Genomic DNA, 15,378 nt, shown 5'->3' on the forward strand with positions numbered 1-15,378 from the left:
CCGCGCGGGCGGCGCTCTCTCAATCGCGTGCATCGGCCAGCCATCGCCTGACTTGAGCCTCGGCTTCGCGGAAGGAAAAATTCTCCAGCAACTGCTGCAGTTCGGCGGCCTGCGCCGCCGGCAGGACCGGCGCGAGTTGCCGCAGCGTGCGGTCGATGCGGTCCGGATCGTCGCTGTCCAGCACCTGCAGCACCTGATACCAGGAGGCCTGCAGCGTCGCCGGATCGACCGCGGCGATGTTCGCTGCCGCAGGTGGCGTCGCAACCTGGGTCGCGTCGGCGAAGCGCAGCACTTCGGCAGCGGTGTCGGCCATCGCCGCGGCCAGCGCGGCGATCTCGGCGTCGGCCTGCGTCGGCGCCGTGCTCAAGCGTTCTTCCAGGGCGGCGCTGGCGATGCTCAACGCCGGCAAGGCCAGCGATCCGGCCGAGCCGCGCAACTTGTGCACCAGCGAGACGGCCTCGGCGGGCCGTCGCGTTTCCAGCAGGGTGCGGACGCTGGCCGCCGGGTCCGGATGTTCCTGCAACAGCTTCAGCAGATAGCGCCGATACGGATCGCGCTCGCCCCAGAGCCGCTGCGCCTGGACGGTGTCGAGCAACGCAGGGTCGCTGACCGGCCACTCGTCCGCCGGCAGCGCCGACGGTGGCACCGCCAGCGGCAGCAGTGGCAGCGCGGTCAGGTCCGGCGGCAGGAACCGACGGATGATCGCGATCAGGTCCTCGACCTGGAACGGTTTGGCGATGAAGTCGTTCATGCCGCTGGACAGCGCCATCTCCTGCTGCTGGCGATAGGCGCCGGCGGTGAGGGCGATCACCGGCACGGCGGCCAGGTCCGGATCGGCACGCAGCTGCCGGGTGGCTTCGTAGCCGTCCATGGTCGGCATCTGCACGTCCATCAGCACGACGTGGAAGCGGCCGGGATCGCGGCGTAGCCGCTGCAGCGCCTGCGCGCCGTCCTGCGCCAGGTCGACCAGCGCGCCTTCGCCTTCGAGGATGCGCTGCGCGACCTCGCGGTTGATGTCGCTGTCGTCGACCACCAGCAAGCGGGCCCCGGCCAGGCGTGCGACGCCGTCGCCGTGCGCTGGCGCGGGCAGCTCGCCGTTGCGGCGCGCCAGCAGCATGGCGATGGTGCGCTGCAGGGCCGAGGCGGTGACCGGCTTGGTCATCACCGCATCCACGTCGGCGACGCCAGGCTGCTGCTCCTGGATCATGCGCCGCTCGTAGGCGGTGACCATGACGATGATGGGCTGCCGGTCCGGCGCCGATTGCGCGCGGATGCGCTGGGCCACGCTCAACCCGTCCAGGTCGGGCATGCGCCAGTCCAGCAGGATGACGTCGAATTCGGCCCGTTCCGGCGCGGCCGCGGCCAACGCGGCGGTGCCGCTGGACACCGCTTCCACCTGCCAGCCGAAGCCGTTGGCGATGTCGGTCAGGCTGCGTCTGACCAGGTCGTGGTCGTCGGCGATCAGCACCCGCCGCGCCTGCGCCGGTTCGGCGTCGGCGGCCGGTGCCGGCGCCACCGCGAACGGAATGACGAAGTAGAAATCGCTGCCCTGGCCGGGGGCGCTCTGCACTTCCAATTGCCCGCCCATCAGCTCCACCAGGCGCCGGCTGATGGTCAGGCCCAGGCCGCTGCCGCCATAGCGGCGGCTGGTGGAGGTGTCGGCCTGCAGGAACGGCGAGAAGATCAGGCTCTGTTTCTCGCGCGGGATGCCGATGCCGGTGTCGCGCACCGAGAACAGCAGCTTGAGCTTGCCGGGTTCGGCGCCGGGGAAGGCGCGCACCGACAGTGCCACCTCCCCCTGTTCGGTGAACTTGATGGCGTTGCCCACCAGGTTGATCAGCACCTGGTTCAGGCGCAGCGCGTCGCCGCGCAGCCAGCGGCAGCCCGGCGGCAGCGGCTCGACGATCATCTCCACCGGCTTGGCGCTGGTCGCCGAGGTCATCAGCGCGGCGATGTTCTCCAGCAACTCGTTGAGATCGAACGGCGCCGATTCCAGGTCGATGCGTCCGGACTCGATCTTGGAGAAGTCGAGGATGTCGTTGATGATCTCCAGCAGGTTGCGTGCGGACAGCTCGATCTTCTGGATCATGTCCTGCGCCGCCTGCGACAGCGCGCTGTGCCGCAGCAGGTAGAGCATGCCCAGGATCGCGTTCATCGGCGTGCGGATCTCGTGGCTCATGTTGGCCAGGAAATCGCTCTTGGACTGGTTGGCGCTTTCGGCCGCGTCGATCGCCAGGCGCAGCTCGCGCTCGCGCCGCTTCTGCTCGGTCAGATCGACCGCGATGCCGAGGTAGCCGATCACCCGGTCGTCGTCGTCGCGCAGCGTGCTCAGGGTGAGCAAGACCGGGAAGGCGTGGCCATCCTTGCTCAGGTAGGTCCACTCGCGGGTGTCGCTGCGTCCCAGCGTGGACAGCGCGGCCACCGACTCGAACGAGGGCTGCACCGGCATGCCCGATTGCGCGGCCATGCGCTCGGCGCGTGCGCTCAGCTGTTCCGGGTCCAGGAACAGGCCCGTGGCCTTGCGCCCGATCAACTCGTGCGCGGCGTAGCCGAGCAGCAGTTCGGCGGCCGGATTGAACAGGGTGATGACGCCGTCCGGATCGGTGGCGACGATCGCGTAGCCGGCATTGGCCAGGATCGCGCGCTGCAGCGCCGAATAGGTCACCAGTTCGCTGGTGCGCTCGGCCACCTGCTGCTCCAGCGTGGCGTTGAGCTCCAGCACCCGCGCCTGCGCGCGCACCTGTTCGGTGACGTCGTGCAGCAGGTGCGAATGGCCGATGGTGCCGCCGCGGGTGCCGGCGATCGGCGAGACGCTGGCCAGGACGCTGACGGTGTGACCATCGCGGTGGCGCAGTTCGCGGACGCCGTCGCCGCTGTCGATGGGATCGCGGACGTGCGCGCCCAGCAACCGCTGCAGCGGCTGGCCGATGGCCTGCTCCGGGGTGTAGCCGAAGATGCGCGTGGCCGCGGGATTCCAGTGGGTCACGCGGCCGCTCAGGTCTTCGGCGACGATCGCTTCGCTGGTGCCGGCGACCAGGGCGGCCAGCTGGCTCTGTTCGCTGAGGATCAGGTCGCGGCGGCGCAGGCTGGTCAGGAACACGTACAGCAGGGTGGCGAGCAACAGCGCGATGCCGGCGGCCAGGGCGCCGGCGAACAGCGGCGAGGTCTGGTCGAGCGCGCGCACGAAGCCCGGCGTGGCGTGTGCATCGATGCGCCACTGGCGTCCATAGACCGCCAGGGTGCGTTCGGCGGTGGGGCCTCCGGCCAGGATCGGTGTGGCGTTGTCGCGATAGAACGGCTGCGCCGGGGTCTGGCTGTCGGCCAGGCTCAGATGCAGTTCGCTGCGGTGGTCGTCGGAGGAGGCCAGTACCTCGGCGATGCTCAGCGGCGCGTACGCCCAGCCGGTGGTGGCCTGCCAGCGCTGTTCCGGGGTCTGCAGCGGCAGGCCTTCGCGATACACCGGCAACAACAGCAGAAAGCCGCTCTTGCCCAGCCCCGGCCGCTGCACCAGGCGGATCGGCGCGGTGATGGTGGGCTTGCCCGAGTGCGCGGCGGCGATCGCCGCGTCGCGTCGCGCCGGTTCGGAGGCGATGTCGAAGCCCTGTGCCGGCGTGTTGGACTGCGTCGGCTGGATGTAGACGATGACGAAGCGATCGCCGTCGTGCGGCCCCAGCTCACTGATCTGCAGCGACGGTGCGCCGTCGGCGCGGGCCTGCTGCAGGAACGTCGCCTCGTCGGCGCGCGGCACCCGCTGGATGTAGCCGAAGCCGCGCACCCCCGGGAACTCGCGCAGGTAGTCGCGCGAGGCGCTGTAGCGGGCGAAGCGCTCGCGCGAGATGCGGTCGCCACCGGCCGCGATCACCGCACCGCGCGCGCCGCGCAGGCCGTGCTCGTACATGTCCAGGCGTTGTCGCAGATCGTTGGCCACGTGCGAGGCCAGTTGCTGGAAGCGCGCCTGCGCCTGCGCGCGGTTGCGCTGCTGCACGCCATGCGCGATCAGCAGCGCGGCGAGCAGCCCGACGGCCAGCACGGCCAGGGCGGCGAGCCGCGCAAGCCGCGCAGGGCCGGCGATGGGTGTCCGGCGTTTCTTCGACATGCTCCCCCTTCCTCTGGCGAACGCGCGTTCGGCACGCGCATCGGCTTCCCCCGACCGGTTGCGGGATGGCGTTCACAGCGGCGACGCAGGCCCCGCAGGTCGTCCCCCAACGCTAGCGCGGGCGTGGCTGTCGCGCCAGCCCTTCGGTGCAAAGAGTCGAGGCGTGTCTACACCTTGCTGCGTGGGTGGCACCGGGTGCCGCGGGTCGGCGGTCCGTCGTGGGGTGCGTGCGTCGCATCATGCGTCGGCAGCGGGCCGGCCGCTCCAGCGGCGCAGTGCATCCTTGCCATGCACGCTCAGCCAAGCAGCGTGACGGCAGCGTGCAGTGCCAGCCCGATCAATCCGCCGACCAGAGTGCCGTTGAAACGGATGTACTGCAGGTCGCGGCCCACGCTCAGCTCCAGTTGCTCGACCAGGTGGCGTTCGTCCCAGCCCTTCACGGTCTGCGCGATGTGCTCGGTGACGCCGCTGCGCAGGCGCTGGGTCAGCCGCTCGGCACCGCCGAGCAGGTGCTGGTTGAGCGCCTCGCGCAGGGCGGGATCCTGCGCCAGCGACTGGCCGAGCGCGCCGAGGGCGCGCTGCAGGTGCTGCACCAGCGCGCCGTCCTGGCGCGACAGGTCCTCGCGCAGCGCGCCGTGGATCTGATCCCACAGGCCCTGCACGTACTCCTGCACGCCGGGGTGGTCGATCAGCCGCTGCTTCAGCGCCTGCACTTTCTCGGCGGTGGCGGGATCGGCGCGCAGCCGCTGCACGTAACCGCCGAGCCAGCGCTCGTAGTCCTGGCGCAGCGGATGCTGCGGCTGCGACAGCACCTCCTGCAGTTCCTCCAGCAGCGCGTGCGCCAGGCGCTCGGCGAGGGTGTCGGCGATGCCTTCCACCGGCTTCACCCATTCCACGGTGCCGACCAGCTTGGGCCATTCGCGCCGCGCGTACTTGACGATCATTGCCGACACCCGCTGCTTGACCGCGGCATCGTCCAGGTGCCGGCCGAGCCGGGTCAGCGCTTCGTCGAGCAGTGCGTGGTGGCGGCCGTCGGCGGTGAGCAGGCCGAGCAGTTCGCCGGCGGTGGCGGCGGCGTCCCAGTCGCGCAGCCGCGCCACCACGAAACCATGGATGCGGCGCCGCACCGCGGCTTCGTCCAGCAGGTCCAGCGCCTGCAACGCCCAGCCGCGGGCCAGATCGGCCAGCCGTGCGGATTGCGCCGGCTCGGCCAGCCACTGGCCCAGCCGCGCCGCGGGATCGAACGCGCTGAGCTTGGCCAGCAGCGCGCCCGGTTCCAGGAACTGATCGCGCACGAACACCGCCAGGCTGTCGGCGATGCGGGCCTTGCCGTGCGGGATGATCGCGGTGTGCGGAATCGGCAGGCCCAGCGGATGCCGGAACAGCGCCACCACCGCGAACCAGTCCGCCAGCGCGCCGACCGTGGCCGCTTCGCAGAACGCGCCGACCCAGGCCCACACCCCGTGCAGGCCCATGGCATGGCTGAGCAGGAAGCCGCACAGCATCGCCAGCAGCAACAGCGCCGCCAGCAGCTTCATGCGCCGCAGCTGCGCGCGGCGCGGATCGGGGGGCAGGGCAGGGCCGGAAGACACGCTCATGCGGCCGAGTCTACGCAGTGCGCGGTGAGTGCGGTTGCATGAGCGGCGCCGAGGTCATCCGGCCGCGGCACGGATGGCCTGTACGCGTGGATCAGCCCGGCAACTGAGCGCGCAGCGCCGCCACTTCCTCGCGCAGCGCCTGGTTCTCGGCCTCGAGTTCGGCCACGCGCTGGCGCAACGCCAGCGTGGCGTCGCCCTCGGCGTCCGCTGCGGACGCCGCGTCCTCGGCGGCGGCCGGCGGCGTCGGTTTGGGCTTGCGCTTGGACTCGCGGGCGCGCTTGGCGGCCTGCTTCAGTTCGTCCTTGCCGGCCATCGCCGCGGCGCGCTGTTCCTCCTCGGGCAGGCTGGCTACCGCCGCGGCGGCATTGATCGAGATCGCACCGGACTTGACCGCTTCCACCACCTCGGCCGCGGCCTGCTTCTGGATCTTCTCGATCTGCACCACCTGGCTGTTGCTGAGCCGCGCCACGCGCGCCAGCTCGGCGCGGCTCAGCGGTGCCGGCGCGTCCGCCCAGGGCGGCGTATCGGCGTCGTTGACGGCATCGGCGGAATCGGCGGCGGCACGGTCGGTGTCGGCGACGTCGGCAGCGGGGGTGTCCGCGGCGGCGGCGCTGGCGCGCCGCTCGGCGAGGATCTCGCGCTTGCGCAGCGCCAGCACACCACGCTGGAAGTCGGAGACGCTGCGCCGGCCCAGATGCTGGTCGATCATCCACAGGTGCACGTCCTGCAGCGACTGGAAGCGGGTGTTCTGCACGGTCTGGAACGGCAGGCCGTGCTTCTGGCAGATGCCGTAGCGGTTGTGCCCGTCGACCAGGATGTCGCCCCACAGCACCAGCGCGTCGCGGCAGCCCTCGGCCAGCAGGCTGCGTTCCAGGGCAGCGTATTCGTCGGCGGTCAGCGGATCGATGTAGGCCTTGAGGTCTTCTTTGACAACGATGTTCATCAACGGGCAGTGCGGCGTGGCGACGGGGGCGGCATTGTAGAGGGCCGGGATTGGGGATTGGCGGATTCGGGATTCGCAAATGCGCAAATCTGCGTGCTGTTGCCAATCCCCAATCCCGAATGCCCAATCCCGGCTCGCGCAGCGAGCCTTACCCCACAACCACCTCACTGATCTGCATCACCGGCGTCAGGTCGGTGTAGTTGCTGATGTCGCCGAGGATCTCCTCCGCATGCGGGCCGAAGCCGGCCTGGAAGGACTCCACCGAGTCGCTGAAGATGTGGCACATGCCGACGTAGGTCGGGTCGCTGCCGGGGGTGCCGCCGGACAGGCCCTTGTCCACGGTGTAGCGCAGGCAGGCCGCGCCCATGCGCGCCTGCACCAGCGGCATGTGCGTGTCGCGGTAGTAGGCATGGTCGAAACGGGCGCCTGGCGTGTACGGGTACATCACGCTGACCTTGATCATGGAGCGGCTCCTGTGGCGGCGGTGGACCCGGCCGGGCGCCGGGGTGGCGCAAGGCTACACCCGGCCCCCGGCCGGCGTGTGTTGCGTTGCGGTGGGCGCAGGGCCGGGAATGGGGAATCGGGATTGGGGAATCGCAACAGCAAGAGCAATGGGTGCGGTTGCCCGGCTGCCCGATGCGCGCACCGCGGCGCTTTTGCGATTCCCCAATCCCGATTCCCCATTCCCAGCCCTTTACCGCATCGTCGGCATCGTGAACTCGGCGCCGGCCGCGGCCTCGGGCCAGCGCGCGGTGACGGTCTTGAGCCGGGTGTAGAAGCGCACCCCGTCCGGGCCGTGCACGTGCAGCGGCCCGAACAGCGAGCGCTTCCAGCCGCCGAAGCTGTGGAAGGCCATCGGCACCGGGATCGGCACGTTGATGCCGACCATGCCGGCCTGCACCTGCCGCGCGAACGCGCGCGCCGCGCCGCCGTCGCGGGTGAACACCGCCGCGCCGTTGCCGTAGTCGTGGTCGGCGATCAGGCGCAACGCGGCGGCGGCGTCGGCCACCCGCACCACGCACAGCACCGGGCCGAAGATCTCTTCGCGGTAGATGCGCATGTCGCTGCGCACGTGGTCGAACAGGCTGCCGCCGAGGAAGAAGCCCTGCAGGTGGTCGGGCGCACCCGCAGGGCGGCCGTCCACAACCAGGCGCGCGCCCTCGGCCACGCCGCTGTGGATGTAGCCGAGCACGCGCTCCCGGTGCGCGGCGCTGACCAGCGGGCCCATGTCCGGCTCGTCGCGGCCGACGTCGGCCTGGCCCGCGCCCAGGCGCAGCGCGGCCACGCGCGGCGCCAGCTTGGCCACCAGCGCATCGGCCAGCGCGTCGCCCATGCACACCGCCACCGAGATCGCCATGCAGCGTTCGCCGGCCGAGCCGTAGCCGGCCCCGAGCAGGGCGTCGGCGACATCGTCCAGGTCGGCGTCGGGCAGCACCACCAGGTGATTCTTGGCCCCGCCCAGCGCCTGCACGCGCTTGCCCAGCGCACTGCCGCGCGCGTACAGGTCGGCGGCCACCGCGGTGGAGCCGACGAAGCTGAGCGCCTGCACCTGCGGGTGCGCCAGCAGCGCGTCCACTGCCGGCTTGGCGCCGTGCACCACGTTGCACACGCCGGCCGGCAATCCGGCCTCGTGCAGCCATTCGGCCAGGAGCAGCGACGCCGAGGGCGCGTGTTCGGAGGGCTTGAGCACGAAGCTGTTGCCGCAGGCCAATGCCACCGGCAGCATCCACAGCGGCACCATCGCCGGGAAGTTGAACGGGGTGACGCCGGCCACCACGCCCAGCGGCGCGTATTCGCTCCAGGCGTCCACGCCGCGGCCGACGTCGTGCGAATGCTCGCCCTTGAGCAGGTGCGGGATGCCGCAGGCGAACTCCACCACCTCCATGCCGCGGACCACTTCGCCGCGCGCGTCGGTCACGGTCTTGCCGTGCTCGGCGCTGATGCAGCGTGCCAGTGCATCGGCATTGCGTTCCAGCAGCTCGCGGAAGCGGAACAGCACCCGCGCGCGCTGCAGCGGCGGCGTCGCCGCCCATCCGGGGAAGGCCGCACTGGCGGCGCGCACCGCCATCTCCACCGCATGCGCGGCGCCCAGCGGCACGTGGCGCTGGACGACGCCTGTGGCCGGGTCGAAGACCTCGGCGTGGTCGTCGCCGCGGAAGGCGACGGGCTGGCCGTCGATGTAGTGGGACAGGGTGTCGCGCATCGTGCTCGATCCTCGGATGGACAGGGTCAGCCCAGCGCGTCCAGCGGCCGCACGAACTCCTGGCCCAGCGCTTGCGCCACCGCGCGGTGGGTGAGCTTGCCGGCATGCACGTTGAGGCCGTTGCGCAGGTCCTGGTCGTCGCGCAGCGCCTGCAGTCCGTGTTCGGCCAGCAGCAGCACGAACGGCAGGGTGGCGTTGGTCAGGGCGAAGGTGGAGGTGCGGGCCACGCCGCCGGGCATGTTGGCCACGCAGTAATGCACGATGCCGTCGACCTCGTAGGTCGGCTGCTGGTGCGTGGTCGGGCGGCTGGTCTCGAAGCAGCCGCCCTGGTCGATCGCCACGTCCACCAACACCGAGCCGGGCCGCAGCAGCGCCAGTTGGTCGCGCGACACCAGCTTGGGCGCGGCCGCGCCGGGGATCAGCACCGCGCCGATCACCAGGTCGGTGTGCGGCAGGCACTGCTCGATCGCATCGCGGGTGGAGTACAGCGTGGTCAGTTGCTGGCCGTAGAGCTCGTCCAGGTACTTGAGCCGCTCCAGCGAGCGGTCCAGCACGGTCACGCGCGCGTGCAGGCCCATCGCCATGCGCGCGGCGTTGATGCCGACCACGCCGCCGCCGATCACCAGCACCTGCGCCGGCTTGACCCCGGGCACGCCGCCGAGCAACACGCCGGAGCCGCCCTGCGCCTTCTCCAGCGCATGCGCGCCGGCCTGGATCGCCATGCGCCCGGCGACCTCGCTCATCGGCGCCAGCAGCGGCAGGCCGCCGTGGCCATCGGTGACGGTCTCGTAGGCGATGGCGGTGCAGCCGGAGCGCTGCAGCGCCGCCGCCTGCTGCGGATCCGGCGCCAGGTGCAGATAGGTGAACAGCAATTGCCCGGGGCGCAGCATCGCGCATTCCTCCGGCTGCGGTTCCTTGACCTTGACGATCATCTCGGCCTGCGCGAACACGCTGGCCGCATCCTCGGCGATGCGTGCGCCAGCGCGCTCGTACTCGGCATCGGTCAGACCGATGGACTGGCCGCCGCCGCGCTGCACCAGCACCTGGTGGCCCTGCACCACCAGTTCGCGGACCCCGGACGGGGTCAGCCCGATCCGGTACTCGTGGTTCTTGATCTCTTTCGGAACGCCGACCAGCATGAGCGGTTCTCCAGGCAGACGCAGCGCGTGGGGAGCGCGGGCGGTGGGTTGGGTGAGGGAAGGATCAGGGTGTGCTGCGGATCATGTCCGCCAGCACCGCGAAGATGCGCTCGATGTGCGTGGCTTCCACGATCAGCGGCGGCGACAGCGCGATGGTGTCGCCGGTGACGCGGATCAGCAGGTCGCCTTCGTGGAAGCAGCGCTCGAAGATCTCGTAGGCACGCGCGCCGGGCGCGCCCTTGCGCGGCGCCAGTTCGATCGCGCCGATCAGGCCGAAATTGCGGATGTCGATGACGTGCGGCAGATCGCGCAGCCGGTGGATGGCCTCCTCCCACACCGGGCCCAGTTCGATCGCCTTGTCGAACAACTGTTCCTCGGCATAGGTGTCCAGCGTCGCCAGCGCGGCGGCGCAGGCCAGCGGATGGCCGGAGTAGGTGTAGCCGTGGAACAGGTCGATGGCGTTGGCCGGGCCGTGCGCGAACGCCTCGTGGATGGCGTGGGACACGAACACCGCGCCCATCGGCACGCAGCCGTTGGTCAGCCCCTTGGCTGTGGTGATCATGTCCGGGGTCACGCCGAAGCGCTGCGCGGCGAAGGCGTGGCCGACGCGGCCGTAGCCGGTGATGACCTCGTCGAAGATCAGCAGGATGCCGTGCTTGTCGCACAGTTCGCGGATGCGCTGCAGGTAGCCGTGCGGCGGCAGCACCACCCCGGCAGAGCCGGAGATCGGCTCGATGATCACCGCGGCGATGGTGGAAGCGTCGTGCAGGGTGACCAGCCGCTCCAGGTCCTCGGCCAGTTCGGCGCCATGCGTCGGCAGGCCGCGCGAGAACGCGTTGCGCTCCAGGTCGAGCGTGTGCCGCAGATGGTCCACGCCCGGCAGCAGCGGGCCGAATGCCTTGCGGTTGTTCGGCAGGCCGCCCACCGAGATACCGCCGAATCCGACCCCGTGGTAGCCCTTTTCGCGGCCGATGAAGCGGGTGCGCTGGCCCTCGCCGCGGGCGCGGTGATAGGCCAGCGCGATCTTCAGCGCGGTGTCCACCGACTCGGAGCCGGAGTTGGTGTAGAAGACGTGGTCCAGGCCCGGCGGCGCCAGTTCCACCAGCCGCTCGGCCAGCACGAACGGCAGCGGCGAGCCCATCTGGAAGGTCGGCGCGAAATCCAGCGTGGCGATCTGCCGTGCCACCGCCTCGACGATGCGCGGCCGCGCGTGGCCGGCGTTGCAGCACCACAGCCCGGCGGTGCCGTCGAGGATCTGGCGCCCGTCCACGCTGCGGTAGTGCATGCCCTCGGCCGAGGCCAGCAGCCGCGGCCGCGCCTTGAACTGGCGGTTGGCGGTGAACGGCATCCAGAACGCCTCCAGCGTGTCCGGCGCGCGGGTGGCCTGCGCGGCGTAGTGATCGGACAGCGCCTGGGACGAGAGGGGCGGCTGAGGGCGCATCGCAGGCTCCACGCGAGGGATGTTGAAAAAACTTTACACCATGCCGCTGCGCCGGGTGTGACCCGGCGTGTCGCAGTTCGCGCGAATCGAGCGGGCTTTTCCTGGTTGCGCCGCAACACGGGCGCGCGGCGCGAAATTGACCGTCCGGGGTGGGTGTGTAAAGTATCCGGCAACACCGCCACCGGCGTTCCCATTCGCGATGGATATCGGCGCCCGCCTGCATCGGGTTCGCACCGCCCACGGCCTGAGCCAGCGCGAGCTGGCCAAGCGGGTGGGCGTGACCAACAGCACCATCTCGCTGATCGAGCAGAACAAGGTCAGTCCGTCGGTCAGTTCGCTGAAGAAGGTGCTGGACGGCATCCCGATCTCGCTGGCCGAATTCTTCACCCAGGACCTGGACGCCGGCGCGGCCGATGCGCCGTTCTATCGCGCCGACGAACTGCCCGACGTCGGCAGCGACGGCATCCATTATTACCTGGTCGGCCGGCATCGCCCGCAGCGGCAGATGTGCATCCTGCGCGAGGTGATGCCGCCCGGCAGCGACACCGGCAGCGCGATGCTGGTGCACGACGGCGAAGAGGGCGGGGTGGTGGTGGCCGGCGAGGTGGAGATCACCGTCGGCAGCCAGGTGCGGGTGCTGCGCGCCGGCGAGGGCTACTATTTCGAAAGCCGGGTGCCGCACCGGTTCCGCAACGTCGGCAGCGAGACCGCGGTGCTGGTCAGCGCCAATACGCCGGCCACGTTCTGAGCCGCATGCGCAGCGCGCCACCGTTGGCCGTCGCGTCCCTCCGATCCTTCCTCCGCAGCAGGAGTTCCCGATGACCGCACCCCGCACCCGCGACGCCTGGCAGGCGCTGGCCGACACGCTGCGTCCGCGGACCCAGGCCTTCATCGACGGCCGCTACGTCGATGCCGCCAGTGGCAAGACCTTCGACTGCATCAGCCCCATCGACGGCCGCCTGCTGGGCCGCGTGGCCGAGGGCGAGGCCGCCGACATCGACCGCGCGGTCGCCGCGGCGCGGCGCAGCTTCGAGGCCGGGCACTGGTCGCAGGCAAAGCCGGCGCAGCGCAAGAAGACCCTGCTGGCGTTGGCCCAGTTGGTCGAACGCCATGCCGACGAACTGGCCTTGCTGGAGTCGCTGGACATGGGCAAGCCGGTGCGCGATGCGCGCCGGGTCGACCTGGCGGCGACGGTGCGCTGCCTGTCCTGGACCGCCGAGGCGGTGGACAAGCTGTACGGCGAAGTGGCGCCGACCGGACAGGACGAACTGGGCCTGATCACCCGCGAGCCGCTGGGCGTGGTCGGCGCGATCGTGCCGTGGAACTTCCCGCTGCTGATGGCGGCGTGGAAGATCGCCCCGGCGCTGGCCGCGGGCAACTCGGTGGTGCTGAAACCGTCGGAGAAATCGCCGCTGAGCGCGCTGCGCCTGGCCGAACTGGTCGCCGAGGCGGGCATTCCCGACGGCGTGTTCAACGTGGTGCCGGGCTTCGGCAAGGGCGCCGGCGAGCCGCTGGCGCTGCACATGGACGTGGACGGGCTGGTGTTCACCGGCTCCACCGCGGTCGGCCGGCGCCTGCTGCAGTGCGCGGGGCTGTCGAACATGAAACGCGCGTACATGGAGTGCGGTGGCAAGAGCCCGAACCTGGTGTTCGCCGATGCGCCGGACCTGGAACAGGCGGCGCAGGCGGCGGCGATGGCGATCTTCTACAACCAGGGCGAGGTCTGCACCGCGGCCTCGCGGCTGCTGGTGGAGCGTTCGATCAAGGACAGCTTCGTCGAGCGCGTGGTCGCCGCCGGCCGCGCGCTGCAGCCGCGGCATCCGTTCGACGACGATGCGGCGATGGGCGCGCTGGTCGACGAGACCCAGACCCACCGCGTGCTCGACTACATCGCCCGCGGCAACGCCGAGGGCGCGCGCCTGCTGCTCGGCGGCAAGCGCGTGGAGGTGGTGCCCGGCGGCTGCTACGTGGAGCCGACCATCTTCGACGAGGTCGGCCACGAACACACCATCGCCCGCGAGGAGATCTTCGGCCCGGTGCTGTCGGTGATCGCCTTCGACGACGAGGCGCACGCCCTGCGCATGGCCAACGACAGCGACTACGGCCTGGCGGCGGGTGTGTGGACCCGCGACATCGGCCGCGCGCACCGCGTCGCACGCAAGCTGCGTGCCGGCAGCGTGTGGGTGAACTACTGGGACGGCGGCGACATGACCGCCCCGTTCGGCGGCTACAAGCAATCGGGCAACGGCCGCGACAAGTCGCTGCACGCCTTCGACAAATACACGGAGATGAAGGCGACCTGGATCAATCTGGGTGAGTAGCGGGGAGTGGGGATTTGGGATTGGGGATTGGTGAAAAGCGGGGTTGCGGCTGCGGATGTCGTAGGAGCGGCTTCAGCCGCGACAGGCCTTCCCGGGAAGGCCATCGCGGCTGAAGCCGCTCCTACGACGGCAACGGCGGCGTTTCAGATCGCGGTGCAGCCACTCATCCCCAATCCCGACTCCCCAATCCCGGCTCTCTCTCCACCCGGCACGCGAAACAGCCCTGCCGCGCATGATGCAGATGCAGGTAGCGCACCTGCGGATCGGCGAAGGCGCAGGCGATCGCGGTGGCGATGCGTTCGCCCGGCTGCACGTCGGCGGCGATCAGCATGTCGTGGGCGTCGTAGCCGCGCAGCGAGATCAGGCGGCGGACGATGGCATCGGGTACTTCGCCCGGCGCCGGTGTGGCGGTGGCGACGTGGCGGCGCACGTAGATCGGTCCGGCGGCGCGGTACGGGGTCTGCGCGGGTTGGTGCAGGTAGTGCAGCAACAGCAGTTCCTCGCCGGGCCGCGCGTCCTCCAGGCTGATCCGGCAGGGATAGCCGAGCGCGCTGTCGGCGCGGAGGCGCCGCGCATGGCGCGCCTGCAGTTGCGCATCGTCGAGATCGAACAGCGGGGCGAACGCGGCGGCCGGCAGGCCGACGCAACGGAAGCTGGACATGGGCGCTCCAGGAACGGATGGAGCGCGCAGCGTGCCGGTCGGCGTGCCGCCGTGCCGGCCGCATTCGGACACGGCACTGGTCACGCCTGGCATCCGGCATGGAGGCGGTGGCGCCTGGCGCGTCGCGGTGGCGGCGTTCGCAGCGCGGCGGCGGGTGAGGGGCGCGACGTACGTGCGAGGGTCGCTCTACGCGTCGGCCCGGATGGCGACGTTACGCGCACGAGCACGCAGGCCTTGCGTGCGTGGCGGTCCGCGTCGGCGCTGCGGCAACCGGCGGCGGGCAGCCGTTCTAGGTCGATTGACCTAGTCGCATTGCCGGCATTAGGATGATTGTCCTAAGGGGCTTGGCCTGATCGGGGGGATGAGGATGGACACGCGCGCACGCATCGTTGCCGAGGCCGACCGACTGTTCTACGCGCAGGGCTATGCGGTCACCTCGTTCGCCGATGTCGCCGATGCGGTCGGCATCTCCCGCGGCAACTTCTACCACCACTTCAAGAGCAAGGACGCGATCCTGGATGCGGTGATCGCGCTGCGCCTGGAACGGACCCGGGCGATGCTGCAAGGCTGGGAAGACGCAGCGGCGGCACCCGCCGACGGCATTCGCCAGTTCATCCAGATCGTGGTGCGCAACCAGGCGTCGATCATGCGCCATGGCTGCCCGGTGGGAAGCTTGTGCGGCGAATTGTCCAAGCTCGAGCACCCTGCGCAGGCGCAGGCCACGCAGCTGTTCGGCCTGTTCCGCCAGTGGCTGCGCCGGCAGTTCGAACGCCTCGGGCGCAGCGCCGAGGCCGATGCGCTGGCCATGCACGTGCTGGCCTTCAGCCAGGGCGTGGCGGTGCTGGCGCAGGCGTTCGGCGATGCGGATTTCGTCCAGCGCGAGGTCGCGCGCATGCAGGCCTGGCTCGACGCGGTTGCCGCCGCGCCGGCAGCCACGTGATCGGCGTCGTTTTCCTCTTTCCTACTCGCAGGAGCG

Annotated in this window: 11 protein-coding genes; 3 read left to right on the forward strand and 8 right to left on the reverse strand. The window is 70.7% G+C overall.

The window, feature by feature from the left end; translation table 11 throughout:
* Positions 1-19 precede the first annotated feature (19 nt).
* The 7 genes from AC1PMG_RS07655 to aptA all read right to left on the reverse strand — a co-directional run bounded on the left by AC1PMG_RS07655 (position 20) and on the right by aptA (position 11,432).
* Positions 20-4,096: a CHASE domain-containing hybrid sensor histidine kinase/response regulator gene (locus tag AC1PMG_RS07655; protein WP_481111192.1), complete on the reverse strand. Its 4,077-nt coding sequence runs from the start codon at positions 4,094-4,096 to the stop codon at positions 20-22.
* Positions 4,097-4,392: 296 nt separating this feature from the next.
* A complete protein-coding gene (locus tag AC1PMG_RS07660; protein WP_481111193.1) occupies positions 4,393-5,694 on the reverse strand; it encodes a DUF445 domain-containing protein in 1,302 nt (433 codons plus the stop codon).
* A 91-nt stretch (positions 5,695-5,785) separates the two neighbouring features.
* Positions 5,786-6,637 (reverse strand): ParB N-terminal domain-containing protein, encoded by an 852-nt coding sequence (locus AC1PMG_RS07665; protein ID WP_481111194.1) that lies wholly within the window; start codon positions 6,635-6,637, stop codon positions 5,786-5,788.
* A gap of 148 nt (positions 6,638-6,785) precedes the next feature.
* On the reverse strand, positions 6,786-7,100 hold the full coding sequence (locus AC1PMG_RS07670) for an EthD family reductase (RefSeq protein WP_481111195.1): 315 nt from the start codon (positions 7,098-7,100) through the stop codon (positions 6,786-6,788).
* Between the two features lie 231 nt (positions 7,101-7,331).
* Positions 7,332-8,840, reverse strand: a complete 1,509-nt coding sequence (locus tag AC1PMG_RS07675; RefSeq protein WP_481111196.1) for a CoA-acylating methylmalonate-semialdehyde dehydrogenase — start codon at positions 8,838-8,840, stop codon at positions 7,332-7,334.
* 26 nt (positions 8,841-8,866) lie between these two features.
* On the reverse strand, positions 8,867-9,979 hold the full coding sequence (gene ald / locus AC1PMG_RS07680) for an alanine dehydrogenase (protein ID WP_481111197.1): 1,113 nt from the start codon (positions 9,977-9,979) through the stop codon (positions 8,867-8,869).
* Between the two features lie 64 nt (positions 9,980-10,043).
* On the reverse strand, positions 10,044-11,432 hold the full coding sequence (gene aptA / locus AC1PMG_RS07685) for an omega-aminotransferase AptA (protein ID WP_425509304.1): 1,389 nt from the start codon (positions 11,430-11,432) through the stop codon (positions 10,044-10,046).
* Positions 11,433-11,619: 187 nt separating this feature from the next.
* Here aptA and AC1PMG_RS07690 point away from each other — a divergent pair, with 187 nt between their 5' ends.
* Both AC1PMG_RS07690 and AC1PMG_RS07695 read left to right on the forward strand, forming a co-directional pair.
* The gene (locus tag AC1PMG_RS07690) at positions 11,620-12,168 is read left to right on the forward strand and encodes a cupin domain-containing protein (RefSeq protein ID WP_267104479.1); all 549 of its coding nucleotides are present in this window, start codon (positions 11,620-11,622) and stop codon (positions 12,166-12,168) included.
* A gap of 70 nt (positions 12,169-12,238) precedes the next feature.
* On the forward strand, positions 12,239-13,741 hold the full coding sequence (locus AC1PMG_RS07695; RefSeq protein ID WP_481111198.1) for an aldehyde dehydrogenase: 1,503 nt from the start codon (positions 12,239-12,241) through the stop codon (positions 13,739-13,741).
* 163 nt (positions 13,742-13,904) lie between these two features.
* Here the strand turns inward: AC1PMG_RS07695 and AC1PMG_RS07700 are convergent, their stop codons facing one another.
* Entirely contained in the window at positions 13,905-14,402 is a 498-nt protein-coding gene (locus tag AC1PMG_RS07700) for a DUF1203 domain-containing protein (protein ID WP_481111199.1), read from the reverse strand.
* 367 nt (positions 14,403-14,769) lie between these two features.
* Here AC1PMG_RS07700 and AC1PMG_RS07705 point away from each other — a divergent pair, with 367 nt between their 5' ends.
* Positions 14,770-15,342, forward strand: a complete 573-nt coding sequence (locus tag AC1PMG_RS07705) for a TetR/AcrR family transcriptional regulator (RefSeq protein WP_481111200.1) — start codon at positions 14,770-14,772, stop codon at positions 15,340-15,342.
* Positions 15,343-15,378: the final 36 nt, after the last annotated feature.

The organism is Xanthomonas sp. NCPPB 2250 (assembly GCF_056725265.1).